A 16,188-nucleotide genomic window follows, 5' to 3' on the forward strand; every position below is an offset into this window, starting at 1 on the left:
CCTAAACATGGAACAGGGTTATTTTCTGATGGCGATATCAACCGGAGATCCCGGTATTCCTTCGATCTTTTTAATGAATACGCCATTCATTCCGGTACTGATATTGAGAAATGAAACGGTTTCTTCTGTTCCGACCATCAGCGTTTCTTCATCATCGGAAAGTTTTAGCATCGAAATTGTTTTTCCACTAAAACTCGTGGCCAATTCTCTTAATTCTTCATTTACAGGGTTGTACCGGTAAACCTTACTGCCGTTGGCAATATAAATTACGCCGTTTTTAGCACCACTCCATTTTGTATTTTCATTAATTAATTCCTGGCGTGCAAAAAGACGTTTGTGTTGAGGTGTAAAGGTAAATGGCCCGTTAAACTGCACATTGAACTTTAATTCATAAATCTTTCCATCGGTTCCTTTACAATAGGCAAAACAATCTGCGTTATTGAGTTGCTCCAAATGAACAAGGTCCATACCTACATTTACAGGGTCGAAAGCACTTGTTGTGGTCACGGCGTATTGGGTGCCAAAATAAACAGGCGCTCCATAAAGATTAATCCGGACAAATTGCTTTCTGTTTCTGTCGAAACCAATAAAATAAGTTGCCGATTGCGTAAAACTCATTACAAAAGACGGTGCCAGTTCATAATCACCATCAGCAGGTAAACCAAACATTCCGTAAGTAGCTGCCTGATCCCAGGTGCTCGTTGTTCCACCGTAAAATTTACCATTCACAATCCCCATCATCACGCCCTGAGGATGTGAGATCAGTGAACCTACTTCAAGATTGTCTGGCGTGGTAAAGAAGTTATTTTTGAGCGTATTTGGATATTTTGGATCTTCCTGCATGGTATTTGGTTCCAGCCTGATTCCGCCATTTTTGGTGATAATCCAATAACCCAATAAGGTGCCACCCGTAAATGTATTCCTCAGCAGAAATAAATTCGTAGGGTTCGCAGGTAAATCTTTCCCCTGCATGGCCCTGTACAAACGGGCCTGTACGCTACCATCTGGTTTTACAAATGAAAACTGTGTAATTCCATCTTCAACACTTAATACCGTTGTACCACTGGCAAATTCGGTTCCGCCGTCTACATAAAAATTATGGAAATATTTCATTCCGTTCGCTTTGTTGAAAACGGTAAGACGGGCAGCATATCTTTTAGCCTGCAAACCAAATATGATCCTTAAGGCCGGGCCGGTATAAAGAACATCGTTCCCCTCCATTACACTGATTTTCCATTGAAGTTCTACATTCGCAGCATCGGGACCTTCTATTTTTGGTTTGATGATCAAACTATCACCTACACTCGCGGTATAAACAGAATCCAGATTAACCAGTTTAGGCTCAACAGGCATATCAATATCATAATTGCCTAAGTCTTTGTGGCATGCGGCTAAAGAAACCACACCTGTTATTAGCAAGATTAATTTTTTAATGTTCATGTTTCTATGTTTAAATAACCTCATTGCCATTTTCGTCTATAAAATAATATTTACCATTCTGCATATTTTTTCGCAAAAGCGTTTTCTTGGCCGGATTGCTTTTATTGTAGAAATAGTAGCTATCGGTATTACCCGCGGTTACCTCTTCAATTACATAACCTTTTGTTTGATTTTTAGTAACCCAGTTAAAGGGATTGTTTAGCATAGTGGTTAATAAACCTATGTAATAGAGGTTTTTTGGTGCATCTAATCCATCGGTCGTAAGAGAAGTCTGTCCGGTTACCAGAATAAACAATTCGTGTTTGGTCCTCGAATAAGGAGGTAATGGCCAGGTGTCCCACCAGTTTGGTTTTTCCAGTTTGGAGGAGAAAACTACTTTTGCCCTGATCAGATAAGGGTTTTCGATGCCCAGATCTGATGTGCCCGTTAACTTGATCAGTATCGAAACCGATCTGTTTTCGAGTTCCTTATCCTTGTTATAAATCACCACGGGAATGTAGCCTATTCCGCTGTTCGGAAGAATTGAATATTGGGCTTTTAAAGGTTCGTAATGAATTCCCGGTGTGGCCGTAGAAGAATCGACGTCTACCTTTGCACTAAATTTGCGATCTGCATCTGTTCTGATTCCCGATAAACGAACCGGAAGCCATACCGTATCCTGGGCGCGTGTAGGATTATAGGCAAAGGTCCTCACGATACTGTCTTTATCGCCATTATAAATGTCGAAATAAACATTTGCGCTGTGATCAAAACGCATTTCTTCTGCTTTCTTGCAAGAAACAAGACAGATGATTGCGAATATTAATATATATATTTTCATAATTTGCTATTAATAGAATTTCAAATGGTTTTATCTGCCACCATAAACAATCTCATCGTTAGGAAGAGGGAGCACAAAAATGTTATCGGAAGCAGGAATGATGACACCGGTTTGGCCTACTATGCCTCTGTTCAGCCGCTTATACATATAGAACAGCTGGCCTTCTGCTAACCACTCTTTACGTGCATCCTTAAGTAACTCTTTTATTAAATCTTCTTCATTATTGATGGACAGGGGATCACCTATTTGTCTGGCTTCACGAACCTGTTTAAGATAATTGACCGCAGCTGTGGGATTGCCTGCATATGAACACTCCGAAGCAATGTAATACATTTCACTTAGCCTGATTGCAGGAGCCATCAGGTAATGTAGATTCGCATTTACTTCAGCACTTAAAGGGTTTCTACGGTATTTAACAATGTCGTAAGATCTTGACGATTGACTCGATGTAGCCGACAGCCAGTATTTATAACGTGAATCACTTGCTCCGGCCGTTGCTTTTTCATAAATATAATCTGCAGCGTCTTCAATCAGGTAAAAACCTCTGGTGCCACTTTGAAACCAATTGTCTTTTATATCTTTTGCTGCGCCAGGGATATACCATCCAAAAACAAGTTCCTTATACAGGATACGGTCTTTCTTGGAATCTTCGAATGCCTCGAAATCACTTTTAGCGGTCCATGGAAACTTTTTTGAGTCGATTACCTCTTTCGCGTTCAGTAAAGCTTTAACCTTATCGTTTTTATAAAGATAAACCCGGGCAAGCGTTCCACATACCGCATAATAATTCAAACGATGTCTTCTGTTCTGCAGGAAAAGACTTGGATTTTTCTCCTCGGTATTTTTCAGCGAATCGGTAACCAAGGGATAGTTTACAATATAACCGGCACTCCGAATCGGATCGGCAACCAACAGTTGTTTCGACTCTTCCAAATCCCTGATAATAAGATCCATGGTTTCTGATACGGTAGAAACCGGAGTAATCTCTTTCGTGTATTTGTTCGCATAGGGAATTCCTTTTGCCGAAGGGTTTCTCAAATAAGAGGGTGCAAAAAGACGCAACAGGTCGAAATGCAGATATGCTCTTAATGCCAGGGCTTCTCCTTTGATAATGGCATAGTTACTCCCGCTAAAAATGTTCTTTTTTGCATCTACATTTTCGAGAATCAGGTTACAGTTTACAATTGCATTGTATAAGCCTGCCCATATTTTATCCTTGCGTTTGATAAACTCACCATGTTTATAATTGTACAATGAGGTTTGTCTGTAATCCTGTCCGTCTTCACGCATCGAAAAATTTTGGGCCAGCACTTCTGTTGTACCAAATGTGAGTTCTTTACCGTAGAGATCTGATTCTGTGCTACGGTTATACACGCCGTTTATGGCTTCCATAAAACCACTTTCGGTACTGAATAAAATCGGAGCAGCTATTTCTGATTCTGGCTCAACTTCCAGCCATTTTTTGCAGGAACTCAATAAACCTGTTATTAAGATGAGGCAGATTAACAATCTAATCTTCATATTTTTATATTTTAAATCTGTTAATAATATAGCTTAAAAAGCTGCTCTAATTGAAAAGGTTAAACTCCTGGTAAACGGATAATTAATTCCCCTTTCTTCTTTTACTGATGACCAACGCACCAAATCATTGGCCGTCACCTGAAACATCAGACTCGTCATTGATAATTTAGATGCGAATTTTTTATTCATATCATAAGAAACGTTGAGTGACTGAAGGTTGATCAGATTATCAGGTTGTATAAATCTCGAGCTCACATCGGTCTCGCCATTATCTGCTATATTCTTATAAAAAGAGAGATCGCCAGATTGCTTCCATTTTTCTTCGAATACACGCTTATCAACGTTATATTTTGGATCAGCATTTTCAACCCGCTCTACCAGGGTGAGGTTATATTTGTCGCCCCCGAAAAAAGTTTGAAACTGCACATAAAGACTAAATCTTTTGTAGTTAACCGTTCCACCAAAGTAGCCGCTCACTTTCGGATTAGGATCGCCTATTACCACATAATCTCTCTTATCATAATCATAGGTAAGTGTACCATCTTTTTTGATATAGAGCTCACGTCCGTTTTCAGGATCTATGCCCAGCGACCGCACACCATAAATGGCATTAAATGGTTGTCCTTCGCTAAACCGAAGTAAGGGAATCCCTCTGTAACCGCCATCTCCTGGTTTCAACGACTGCAGTTCGTCTGCCCGATCATTGTATTTTTTTAAGGCATTTGAAATTCTCACTACTTTGTTTCTGTTGGAAACCATGCTTGCATTCAGGTTTACCGACCAGTCTTTGCTTCTTACAGCATCTACGGTTAAGCCCAATTCAGCACCTTTGTTCTCCATGTCGCCAAGGTTTTCTTTATAGGATAGAAATCCTGTTGATGGCGGTAAGGTAATATCAGCCAAAATATCTTTGGTAAACTTCTTATAGATCCTCGGCGTAATCATGATACGATCTTTAAACAACCCGATATCGATACCAATATCCGTCATCCTCGTTTTTTGCCAGCCCAGGTTTTCATTCCCATAATTGTTTACGTTGGCACCAATACCCGATGAATACCAATTTCCGGTATTATACTTATAAATGGTTTTTGATAAGTAAGGATCAAATTCTACCGAACCCGTTAGTCCGGTGGAGGCCTTTATTCTCAACTGGCTAATGACATTATTGCCCTTAAGAAATTCTTCCTGGTGTACATTCCATCCTAATCCGAATGACCAAAAAGGAGCCAGTTTGTTGTTCACTCCAAATTTTGAAGAACCATCAATACGAACAGTTCCATCCATCAGGTATCTATTTTTATAGGAGTAGTTCATGGTAAAGAAAGAGCCAAAAAGTCGTGCTTTTTCGAGCCTGCTTTGAGGTTTTCCATCTTCAGCATAACCCTTGGCAAAGCCTATACTGGTAAAACGATCATTGGCAAATCCGATAGCCGTAAATTCTTTTTGATCGCGCAGCTCTGTGCGGGCATTAACCCCTACCAATGCGTTAAAATAATTGTCACCGATCTGCTTGAGCCAGGTTAACCTAATATTACTATCCCAATAGGTTTCCTTCATTTCCCTGTTCATGTATTCCCCCTTCTCCTCTATTTTATCTGTTGTGTACAGGTAATATTTATTTGCCAGCGGCGAGGTAAATACATCATCAGAATTCGATCGTGTGGTTATGCTCATTTGAGCCCTTAACCGAAGGTTCTTAGCCACCTCTACATCCGCAGAAAGGTTATCAATAATTTCGGTGTACTTGGATTTATTGAAACTACTTAAAGAGGCATCATACAATGGATTAAAAACATATTCTTTCGATCGGTCTTGTTTTTCATATACATCCGAAATCCGCATAATCATGCCATTGGCATCCTGCAATGGATAATAGGGATTCATCCGTACATAATTAGAAAAATCGCCATAGGGAGATTCGGTAGCGCCCACTTGTGTTATGGATAACTCATTTCTGAATTGAATTTTGTTCAGATTATACTGAAAACTCATTCCACCTGAATATTGATTCCTTTCAGACCCTTTCATGGCTCCGGGTCTTGTTTGGTAGCGAAGGTTTACATTATACCTAAAGGCCTGTGAACCACCATCCAGATTCACCGCATGTTTATGTCCAATCGTGTTACGCAGGGGTTGCGATAGCCAATAACTGTTAACGCCACCAATCACATTGGCTTTTTTGTGGTAATATATTTCATCGAGCTGATCCTGAGACACCTGTTGTTTCGCAGAATTGTATAATCCTGCCAGGACTTCATAATCTAGTTTTTCAGCTGCATTTAAAACCTGGTAATCACTTAGGTCTGCAGCAGTAAGATTCAATTCGTAGTTGTATTCTACCCTTAATTTCCCTTCAAGAGGTGTTTTAGTGGTAATCACAATTACACCATTGGCTGCGCGTGAACCATAGATTGCTGTTGCCGCTGCATCTTTCAATGAGGTAACTGATGCAATTCTATTCACATCCAAATCGAATACTTTCTGCACGCTTACTTCATATCCATCGAGCATGAAAACAGGCATGTTTGCGGTTCCAAGAATGTCGTCCCTCCTTAACACCTGCCCATCACCGCTTGGCAGTGCAGAAGCGCCTCTAACATTGATGGAAGGAATTCTGTTGGGATTGGAGCCTGCCAGATTATTATCGATCAGTTTAAATGAAGGATCGAATGTTCCAATACTTTGAAGCAGATTTTGTGGATTTACCCTTTTCAGCTGATCACCAGATATGGTTATCGCATTACCGGTATAGTTATCTTTTTTAATCGTTTGATAACCCGTTACCACCACATCGTTCATTTGGGTTAATTTAGCGTTAAGCTTAATCTCAAGTGTTTTTCCTCCTGTAGCTTTCGCTTCTAACAAGTCGTAGCCGACATAACTAAACACCAGAATACTTCCTTCATCAACATTGACTTTAAATTCTCCTTTATCGTTGGTAACGCCTACACTTGCACCATTTTTAACGGAAATGGTAACACCTGGAATGGTTTCACCTGTCGTTTTATCAAACACTACACCCTTAACTTCAACTTTTACAGCTGCACGTTCTGGTGTAAGAGCTACATTTTCCTGTCTACTGATTACGATCGTTTTGTTCACAATGCTATAGCTCAAGTTTTGATCTTTTAAAGAAGCATTCAACGCATCTGTCAACGATGCCTTAACAAACTCGACGGTAACATCTGGTTTATCCTGCAGCAACTGACCTTTGTAAAAGAAAAAATAGCCCGTTTGCTTTTTTATCTCCTTAAAAACTTGTTTAAGCGAGGTTTTTCTTCGAGAGAGCGTTACTGTTTGGGAGAAGGTGGCTGCCGACAAATGTAAAGCACCGACCAATAGTAAGATTGTAGTCAATTTCATGACCAATAAAAATTTAATCTTTACCCTCCGCATGTCGCACACGGGGTTGTAAAGGGTAGTTAATTTCATACCTTTGTAATGAATGAGGTTAAAAAATAGCAGCTGGGTTTCGAAGCAAGCTGCTTGTCCAAATTTCTACCGGAAGCGTTGTCGCGCTTTCGGTTTTTTTTAAAGGTAGAATGCTAAATTTCTGGTAGTTTTTTCATCATAAAGTTTAGTTAGTTCGTGAATTGGTTGGTTGATTTCTCGGCTGTTTATAGAAAAGCCATTCTTGTTTAATTTCCTGATACAGTAAGTATTTTACCCTTTACCTCAATATGTACATGGTTAAGTTCTAATATTTTAAAAACCTCTGCCAGATTACTGTTCTTCGGTATTTCGCCTACATATTTTTCTGGTCTGATTTTGCCCTGATAAACCACATCCACATCATACCAGCGCGAAATTTGCCGCATAACGGTTTGCAAATCATCATTATCGAAAGAAAAAATATTGTTCTTCCAGGCCATTTCTTTATCGATATCGACCTGTTGATTGACAGATAACCTGGCATTGTATGCATTAAACTGCGATTGTTCACCCGGGTGCAGATTTACCGTGGCCGATGCAGCACTCACTTTTACGGCACCTTCTAACAAGGTGGTTTTAACCATAGGCTCATCGCCGTAGGCGTTAACATTAAAGTGTGTGCCTAAAACTTCTACGGTTTGGGCATCTGTTTTTACCCTGAAAGGACGGGTATGGTCTTTCGAAACTTCGAAATAGGCTTCTCCATTTAGCTCAACTACCCTTTCGTTTTTGGCAAATGCATAAGGGTACTTTAAGGTTGTGGCTGCATTAAGCCAAACTTTTGTACCATCAGGCAGGCTTACCTGATATTGTCCACCTCTTGGCGTTGCAATGGTATTTGAGCCGCTAATAGCCGCAGCATTCGGAATTTCTTTGATAATATATTCGAGCTGGCCGTTTTTAGCCTTACGGATGATGATACCATTTTGATTGGCAATCTGACCATTTTTAGCATCATCCAGATCGACAACAGTTCCATCAGCCAGTGTAAGCACCGCCTGATGTCCGCCAGGAAGAATATCTTTCAGTTCTGTTTTGGCTGTTAATGAGGTGGCATTGCGCTGTACAATAAAATAAAGTCCTAAGCTAAAGCATAAAATAATACTTGCCGCAATGGCAAAACGCTTAACCATAACCATTTTTAAAGACCTGCTGCGAGGACTTAATTGGTTCCAAACTTCCTGTTTACTGGATTCTATAAGTGCATGACTGGGTGCTTCTTTTTGAAAAGTGAGCTGAAGGTACCAATCTTCAATAATAGTCACCTCCTCAGGCGTACAGTTGCCCGCAAGATATTTATCTAAAAGCTTTTTCGCATTTTTCTCCATCAAAAAAGAAGTTTGTTTGGTTAATTAAAGTATATACGGCGAAGGTATAGCCCTGGGGGTATCGGAAAATTATTTTTTTTTAAAATATTTACAATACACCTTATTTTAAAGAGAAAAGACTGCATTTTTAAGCAGTTTTCAACAGATTACCGATAGGTTTTCAAAAGAAAAGCAACATAAACCACCAGCCCTAACCGCGATTTAAGGATTCTTAGTGCTTTTTTAACCTGTGTTTTAACCGTTAATTCAGAAAGCCCCAGTTCGAGTGCAATTTCTTTATGCGATTTATTTTCTTTTCGACTTAAAATAAATATTTCGCGCATTTTGGGTGGCAAAGCATCAATTTCCTGCTCAATTAATAGTGCCATTTGCTTTTCTCGCACCCGATAATCAGTCGATACGTGATCCTGATCGATGTAATCCTGTAAAGAATCAACGTATTTACTTTCTACTTTTTGATGCGCAAACACATCCAGTACACGGTTACGCACTGCTGTGTATAAATAAGCCGATAAATTACCGTCAGGAGCAACCTGCAAACGTTTCACCCAAAGCGATTCGAATAACTGGTGTAATACATCTTTTGCTTCTTCCTCATCATTTAAGCGCCTGCTGGCATGGATAAAAAGTAGTCCATAAAAGCGGTTATAAATTTCAGTAAAAGCCAATTCGTCACCTTGAGTTAACAAGAATGCCAATTCGCTATCAGAATATGAACCGTAAACACGCATAGAGATCACACAAAGATAATACAAATACAATCGGTTTCATTGTACCATATTAGCACTTATCTTACTGAAATATTCATATTTACAGCTTTTTTACAATGAATTAGCGCATTTTACAGCTCATAGAGAAAAATTAAACAATTTTCAAAGGTTTTGTGATCAAAAAACGACCATAAATAAACTAACTTATTATTTAATCATGAATTTAGTCGATGAGACACTGAAATAAATTTAAGTTATCCCGTCTTTACACCAGCATCCCTGCAGAAAAAGCGTAACTAGCCCCGGGCGAAGCGGCATCCCCGAAGCGCAGCGGAGGGATACAGCGAAGCACGGGAAAAAACTTTAATAAGTAGCACATGCAAGCCGCTTCTAAAAATGAATAAAGTCCTGTTTTCGAAAACCAAAGTGCAGCGCGTTGTAGGTCCGGCAGTCCTTCTTTCCGCTTCTATCTTTTTGTGATGGTTAGCATGATAATGTGGCTTAGTGCAACAAAAAGGATAGCCACTACAATAAGGTTTATTGAACAAAGGCCTGTTCATTAAAACCACAAATATTTCTCGAAAGGAAATTTTTGCCCCTATTTTTTGCAGTACCAGCGTAACTAGCCCCGGGCGTAGCGGCATCCCCAAAGCGCAGCGGAGGGATACAGCGAAGCACGGGAAAAAACTTTAATCGTTACACAGGCAAGCCGCTTCGAAAAAACGCATAAAGTCCTGTTTTTGTAAAGCAAGTGCAGCGTACTGTAGGTCGGGCAGTCCTTCTTTCCGCTTTTATCTTTTTGTGATGGTTAGCATGATAATGTGGCTTGGTGGAGCAAAAAGGATAACCGCTACAATAAGGTTTATTGAACAAAGGCCTGTTCATTAAAACCACAAATATTTCTCGAAAGGAAATTTTTGCCCTTATTTTTTTTGCAGTACCAGCGTAACTAGCCCCCGGGCGTAGCGGCATCCCCGAAGCGCAGCGCAGGGATACAGCAAAGCACGGGAAAAAACTTTATCGTTGCACAGGCAAGCCGCTTCGAAAAAAAGCATAAATTCCTGTTTTGTAAAGCAAGTGCAGTGCGCTGTAGGTCCGGCAGTCCTTCTTCCGCTTTTATCTTTTTGTGATGGCTGAGGGGATAATGTGGCTTAGTGCAACAAAAAGGATAACCGCTACAATAAGGTTTATTGAACAAAGGCCTGTTCATTAAAACCACAAATATTTCTCAAGGAAATTTTTAGCCCTCATTTTTTGCAGTGCCCGGCGTAACTAGCCACGGGCGTAGCGGCATCCCCGAAGCGCAGCGGAGGGATACAGCGAAGCACGGGAAAAAACTTTAATAGCTGCACAGGCAATGCGCTCCAAAAAAATATTCTATGTAAAGCAGTGTTTTTTGCCCTGTAAGTCTGAAAGTCCTTCTTTCCGCTTTTTGTGATGGTTAACAGAATGTTGTGGGTTAGTGTAACGTAAAGGATAGCCGCTTCAATAAGATTGATATATTGGCTTTTAAGGATTTCGGCTTAATATTACAGCATAGGCGACCAGTACAATACAGATAAATGAAGCGATGGTTCTGATCCGATGGAATAAATTCCAGTCTGGTTCGAATTTTTGGCGTAATGCAGTAAGTTCAGTTGCATGCAGCTGATCAAGATTTGCCCCATCCAAAAGGTTATTGAGGGGCACATTGCCTATGATGGTAACCAGAAAAACGCCACCAAAATACAATAAGCTTGCTGCTAAAAGCAGGTAAAATACCATGGGTTGTTCTCTGAAAAACCAAACACTTATGGGTAATATAACCAGCGTACCCATAAAGGAAATAAAAAATAACGGATTTAAAATCGCCCGGTTAATGGATTGCATGGCTTGTAAAAAGGAAGCATCGGAAAGACGGGCAAGGCCTGGAATAACGGAACAGGAATACGCATAAAAAAGGCCACCAATAAGCGCAGTAGAAACTGTGCTCAATAAAAGAACTAAGTTTTTGACATTCATAAACAATTGCTTTAAAGTATCCGTATCCTAAAGAGTATGACGAATTTAAGCAAAAACGTTATCCAAAAAAAAATCCTATCTAAAAAAAGAGCGCTAATTTAGATAGGAGAGAGAGATAATCCAGATATGAAATTTAATAGGTAGATGTTAAATAAAAAATTTTAATGCTTATTGCTCCCAAACCAAACGCCGTCTGCTTTAAAATTTCAAATTTTCATTGGTGTTGGCGAAGATCGTACTCTGTCCCTATTTCCAGCAATAGGTTACACAGATCGGTCTGTTTTCGTTATGGATCGGTGTAAATGCTAATCGAAACCCATATTCAGAACGACGATATTAGTCGCCTGGCATCCCACCTGCCCTTGTTCTAAATCAAAGCGAACCTTGGTTCCTACGATTAAAGAAGGGCGATAAATCCCAATCAGTTTCTGGTTATCCGCATAAATCATTTCTTTTCCACCATCGGGTGCGATAAACCCGAAACCTCTTATCGGATTATACCATTTAATCACTCCTGTATACATCATAAAGCACTTTTTTACCTTAAATTAGCCAATAGAAAGAAAATTTTAGGCGAAACGGGATAAAGCGTTCTATTTTCGGTATGAAAAGGTGTAATTTCGTTATGTGTACCAAGAAGATTAACAAATGATTAAGTGTATAGCCATTGATGACCAACAAAACTCGATTTCCGGTCTTGAAAAATATATAGCAGATACCCCGAATATGAAGCTTCTGGCCAGTTACACCGATCCGGTAGTAGCCCTGAACGCGCTTAAAAATATAGACCAGGTAGATGTGATATTTATGGACATCCAAATGCCACAGATTTCGGGCATCGAACTTTCTAAAGCCATCCGCTCTAAAACCAGAAAACTGATATTTACCACTTCCCATGAGGAATATGCGTTTGAAGCATTCGAAGCAGAAGCTGATGCTTATTTACTTAAACCTTACGGCTACGCAAAATTTGCCTTAACAGTAAACCGTGTTTTTGAGAAGGAAATAGAAAAGACAAGTCAGGAAACTTATTTTTTGGTCAAAAATAAATCAGAAGACCACAAAGCCGTTTTAGTGCACTATGCAGATATCATTGCTTTCGAAAGCTTCCACAACTATGTTAAAATCCATACCAAAGAGAAAATAATTATTGCTTATTTAAGCTTGAAAGATGTTAAAGAACAACTGAACATTAAAAAAGGCTTTATCCAGCTGCATAGGGGTTATATTATCTCCATTAATCATATTTTACATGTAGAGGGCACGAGGGTAACCCTTTCTAACCATACCAGCTTTACTGTTGGCGACCTTTATTACAATGATTTCCGTGATTTCTTCACCGATAAACTCATCACCAGTAAGCGCAATAAGTAATTTTCACATGGGAATAAGGCATTGAAGATGAGATAAGTACCTAAAAAGAAAGCCCGCGTAATAAAACACGGGCTTTCTTTTTAAAAGCGATAACAAATTATTTAGCGCTATTTTTTTTATCAGTTACTTCAGCTCTAATTTCCTGGGCTAAAACTTTTAGGTCTTGCATTGCTTTACGCACACGTGTACCAGCTGCAGCATTACCACCATCATAAAACTTAGTTACATCTGCTTCAACAGAAGAGATTAGATCTTGTACTTTTTTAAATTTGTCCATAATTTTCTTTTATAGGGATGGAAGTTTCCATCAATTAAATAATATTGCTTTCCGCTCTACAATAAACGGGCCGCAAAACTATTGCTTTTTATAAATTAAACAAACGTTTATACCAAATCATTATTGCGAATAGTTTAAAATTAATGGCGATAGCAGCCTTATTAGCCCCGTTTTTAACCAAAAACAACTTCATTTTTAGCATTTTATGCACCAAATTTTCAAGAATAAAAAATTTACAATTAGGGTAATTTAATTTAACAATTATGTTTTATCTTGGTTGGAAATATGCAGTCTTTGAACCTTATTGTTAGTACCAGTTGTCTATTCTTACTTTTATTCTCTATGCACCTTTTTTTCGCAAAAAAAGGGAATAAACTGCTTAACATTCTGCTGTCGGTAATCTTTTTTGCCCGCTTTGGTCAAATTTTAACTTCATTGCTTTTTAAATCTGGTCAGCCCAATACCTTAGCCTTCTTTTATCAGACTTTTACGCCTTTGTATTATGCTGCACCTGCCTGCTTTTACCTCTACATCACAGGCTTTCTGCAGGATCGTAAAAGTTTAGAAAAAATAGAATGGCTTCATTTTTTACCCGCTTTACTGGCTGTTATCCATGTTATTCCATGGCATTTCACTACCGCACTCGATTGGGATTTGATAGGAAAGCAGTTAGCAGAAAATGGTTACTTCTCACTGAAAGCAAAAAGTGGATTGTTTCCGCCATATTTCCATTACTTATTCAGGCCCATACTGGTATTTGGTTATTTATGCCTGACCTGGATTGCCGTTCTCCGCCTAAAAAACAACACACAACAAATACTCGAAGGTGAAGGCAGAAAATGGATCATCTTTTTTCTCCGGATTGCCACCTTCTTCCAGCTGTTTAGTTTGGTACCCATTATTTTAAGAGGTTTACACATTCCATATGTTAATGCTTCGTTTATTGTGCTCAATTGCCTGGCGCTGCTGGTCATTTTATTATATGCGCTTCACAAGCCTTATATTTTTTATGGCTATTTGCTGGTGGCTGTAGACTGGACTAAAAAACCTGCAGCTAAGAAAACAGAAACTGATGCCTCACTAATTTCCTCATCAGAAGAAGAGGCAAAACCTACGCATGCAGCTGTCAAAAAAATTAATCTTCTGGATGCCCAGCTGTCTGACTATGCCCTAGCGATGAAAGAAATAATGCAGGGAGAACAACTTTACCTGGTTCACGATTTTCAGATTATCGATCTGGCGGCCAAACTTAATATCCCGATCCACCATTGCTCTTTTGTAATTAACAAACATATCGGGAAAAATTTCCGCGACTGGATAAACAGCTACCGGGTAGATCATTTTTTAAAGCAGTATCCGCTTAAATCGGATAAAATAACCATCGAAGCCATTGCTTCTGAAGCCGGTTTTAAAAGTCTGGCTACGTTTTACAATGCATTTAAAAAAGAAACGGGTTTAATGCCAACCTCCTATTTTGCACAGGAATTAAGTCATTAAACTATTATTAACCCATTTTTAGTCTAACGATCGTATCGTTAGAGGCCACAACCGCTGTGTATTTCACCAAAAATTGAAATACCAGTTATCTTTGATTAGAGATCATCATATGCTTATGTTATTTCAAATGAGTATGCTTTAAATCGTTTCTCAAAAATCTAAACCGCCTGAACTATGCCCTATTCAACATCATTTTTACGTCCGCTTTTCGATTATATTGAGCAGTTCTATCCCCTATCTGAAGCCTTTAAAGCCGAACATGAAAAATCTTGTAAGCTCATCCATGTCAAAAAAAATAAACATATCCTTTCTCCAATAGACAGTAATGCTTCGTTATATTTTTTGGTTAAAGGGCTCGTTCGTGGCTTTGTACGTGATGGCAAAAAGGATATCAGCACCTGGTTTAGCTTTGGAAATGAATTAATAGGCGCTATACGTCACCCTGACCAGCAGCCTAGTCATTCGATAGAATACCTGCAGGCCCTGGAAGACTGCCAGCTGATCTGTATTCCTTACACCCTAATCGATTTGATGTATGCCAACTATCCGGAGGCCAACCTGATCGGCAGAAAACTATTGGCGCTTCATTATTATGCGGCATCAGAAAGGTCGATCCTGGCCAGGATACCAAAAGCGATGAGCAGGTACCGAAAACTCCAGCAAAGTGATCTGGACATCAACAGAATACCGCAGCGTTATCTGGCCAGCTACCTCGGCATGCGCTTTGAAACCCTGAGCAGAATCAGAAATAAAGTTTTAACACTCGATTACAGGCTGTGCTCTTAATGATCGGCGGATATTTAATCCTCTACAACCCATCATGCTAACATTTAGGCATTCAATCTTTTACCGCTCCGGCCTTCTCCTTTTTTCCTTTCGGCTTCTTTTGCTAAATTTGCGGCAATGATTTTATATAAAACCAACGAAGAAGTAGAACTGATGCAAATCAGTGCCTTACTGGTGAGCGATACCCTTGCAGAAGTAGCTAAAATATTAAAGCCAGGCATTACAACCCTGGAAATTGACAGGATAGCCAACGAATTTATACTTGATAACGGTGCTGTACCTTCCTTTTACAACTATAATGGCTTTCCTTTCCATATTATTACCTCGGTAAATGATGTGGTGGTACATGGCTTTCCGACTAAAGATGAATTGAAAGATGGCGATATTATCTCAGTAGATGTGGGGACCATAAAAAATGGTTTTCACGGCGATCATGCTTATACTTTTATCATCGGAGAAGTATCGGAGGCAGTATTAAAGCTGGTTAAAACAACTAAGGAATCGCTTTTTCTTGGAATTAAAGAAGCTGTTGTAGGTAAACGCATAGGCGATATTGGCGCAGCTATCCAAAGCCATAACGAAAAGCAGGGTTACGGCGTTGTAAGAGACCTGGTTGGCCATGGTTTAGGTAAAGACATGCATGAAGATCCGCAGGTACCTAATTATGGAAGAAAAGGCAATGGTTTACTATTACGAGAAAATCTGGTGGTGGCCATAGAGCCCATGATCAATATGGGTAAAAAAGACGTCTTTCTGGATGAAGATGGCTGGACAATCAGAACAGCAGACGGAAGTCCTTCTGTGCATTTTGAACATGATGTATGCATTAAAAAGGGTGAAGCGCTTATTCTCTCTAATTATGCGCCTATCGAAGCCGCAGAAAAGCAGAACAGCAACCTCAATACTTCTTATTACTAGAACAACAATACAACGCGCATGGAGATTTTTGTGGCAACCTTCACTAAAAGCTCCATGCGTTCAATTTTATTTCCTGGTATC

13 protein-coding genes are annotated in these 16,188 nt (G+C 39.4%); 4 read left to right on the top strand and 9 right to left on the bottom strand.

Going from position 1 to position 16,188, the window contains the following annotated elements; genetic code table 11:
* Nucleotides 1-18: 18 nt before the first annotated feature.
* The 8 genes from CA265_10360 to CA265_10395 all read right to left on the bottom strand — a co-directional run bounded on the left by CA265_10360 (nucleotide 19) and on the right by CA265_10395 (nucleotide 11,779).
* Nucleotides 19-1,470, bottom strand: a complete 1,452-nt coding sequence (locus CA265_10360; GenBank protein ARS40028.1) for a hypothetical protein — start codon at nucleotides 1,468-1,470, stop codon at nucleotides 19-21.
* Nucleotides 1,451-2,260 (bottom strand): hypothetical protein, encoded by an 810-nt coding sequence (locus tag CA265_10365; GenBank protein ARS40029.1) that lies wholly within the window; start codon nucleotides 2,258-2,260, stop codon nucleotides 1,451-1,453. The genes CA265_10360 and CA265_10365 overlap by 20 nt, the downstream gene beginning before the upstream one ends.
* A gap of 30 nt (nucleotides 2,261-2,290) precedes the next feature.
* Complete coding sequence (locus CA265_10370; GenBank protein ID ARS40030.1) at nucleotides 2,291-3,781, bottom strand: RagB/SusD family nutrient uptake outer membrane protein; 1,491 nt, start codon at nucleotides 3,779-3,781, stop codon at nucleotides 2,291-2,293.
* A gap of 33 nt (nucleotides 3,782-3,814) precedes the next feature.
* Nucleotides 3,815-7,147, bottom strand: a complete 3,333-nt coding sequence (locus CA265_10375) for a SusC/RagA family TonB-linked outer membrane protein (protein ARS42956.1) — start codon at nucleotides 7,145-7,147, stop codon at nucleotides 3,815-3,817.
* 275 nt (nucleotides 7,148-7,422) lie between these two features.
* On the bottom strand, nucleotides 7,423-8,544 hold the full coding sequence (locus tag CA265_10380) for a hypothetical protein (protein ARS40031.1): 1,122 nt from the start codon (nucleotides 8,542-8,544) through the stop codon (nucleotides 7,423-7,425).
* A 146-nt stretch (nucleotides 8,545-8,690) separates the two neighbouring features.
* Nucleotides 8,691-9,275 (bottom strand): RNA polymerase subunit sigma-70, encoded by a 585-nt coding sequence (locus tag CA265_10385; GenBank protein ARS40032.1) that lies wholly within the window; start codon nucleotides 9,273-9,275, stop codon nucleotides 8,691-8,693.
* Between the two features lie 1,488 nt (nucleotides 9,276-10,763).
* Nucleotides 10,764-11,255: a hypothetical protein gene (locus tag CA265_10390; GenBank protein ARS40033.1), complete on the bottom strand. Its 492-nt coding sequence runs from the start codon at nucleotides 11,253-11,255 to the stop codon at nucleotides 10,764-10,766.
* Between the two features lie 305 nt (nucleotides 11,256-11,560).
* On the bottom strand, nucleotides 11,561-11,779 hold the full coding sequence (locus tag CA265_10395) for a hypothetical protein (protein ID ARS40034.1): 219 nt from the start codon (nucleotides 11,777-11,779) through the stop codon (nucleotides 11,561-11,563).
* Between the two features lie 124 nt (nucleotides 11,780-11,903).
* Between CA265_10395 and CA265_10400 the strand changes: the two genes are divergently transcribed.
* On the top strand, nucleotides 11,904-12,629 hold the full coding sequence (locus tag CA265_10400) for a hypothetical protein (protein ID ARS40035.1): 726 nt from the start codon (nucleotides 11,904-11,906) through the stop codon (nucleotides 12,627-12,629).
* 97 nt (nucleotides 12,630-12,726) lie between these two features.
* On the opposite strand, the gene CA265_10405 is transcribed toward CA265_10400, so the two are convergent.
* Nucleotides 12,727-12,906: a histone H1 gene (locus tag CA265_10405; protein ID ARS40036.1), complete on the bottom strand. Its 180-nt coding sequence runs from the start codon at nucleotides 12,904-12,906 to the stop codon at nucleotides 12,727-12,729.
* Nucleotides 12,907-13,191: 285 nt separating this feature from the next.
* Here CA265_10405 and CA265_10410 point away from each other — a divergent pair, with 285 nt between their 5' ends.
* The 3 genes from CA265_10410 to CA265_10420 all read left to right on the top strand — a co-directional run bounded on the left by CA265_10410 (nucleotide 13,192) and on the right by CA265_10420 (nucleotide 16,107).
* Nucleotides 13,192-14,403: a hypothetical protein gene (locus tag CA265_10410; GenBank protein ID ARS40037.1), complete on the top strand. Its 1,212-nt coding sequence runs from the start codon at nucleotides 13,192-13,194 to the stop codon at nucleotides 14,401-14,403.
* 174 nt (nucleotides 14,404-14,577) lie between these two features.
* On the top strand, nucleotides 14,578-15,189 hold the full coding sequence (locus CA265_10415; GenBank protein ARS40038.1) for a hypothetical protein: 612 nt from the start codon (nucleotides 14,578-14,580) through the stop codon (nucleotides 15,187-15,189).
* A gap of 117 nt (nucleotides 15,190-15,306) precedes the next feature.
* Complete coding sequence (locus tag CA265_10420) at nucleotides 15,307-16,107, top strand: type I methionyl aminopeptidase (GenBank protein ID ARS40039.1); 801 nt, start codon at nucleotides 15,307-15,309, stop codon at nucleotides 16,105-16,107.
* Nucleotides 16,108-16,188: the final 81 nt, after the last annotated feature.

The sequence above is a fragment of the Sphingobacteriaceae bacterium GW460-11-11-14-LB5 genome (assembly GCA_002151545.1).
Lineage (GTDB): Bacteria > Bacteroidota > Bacteroidia > Sphingobacteriales > Sphingobacteriaceae > Pedobacter.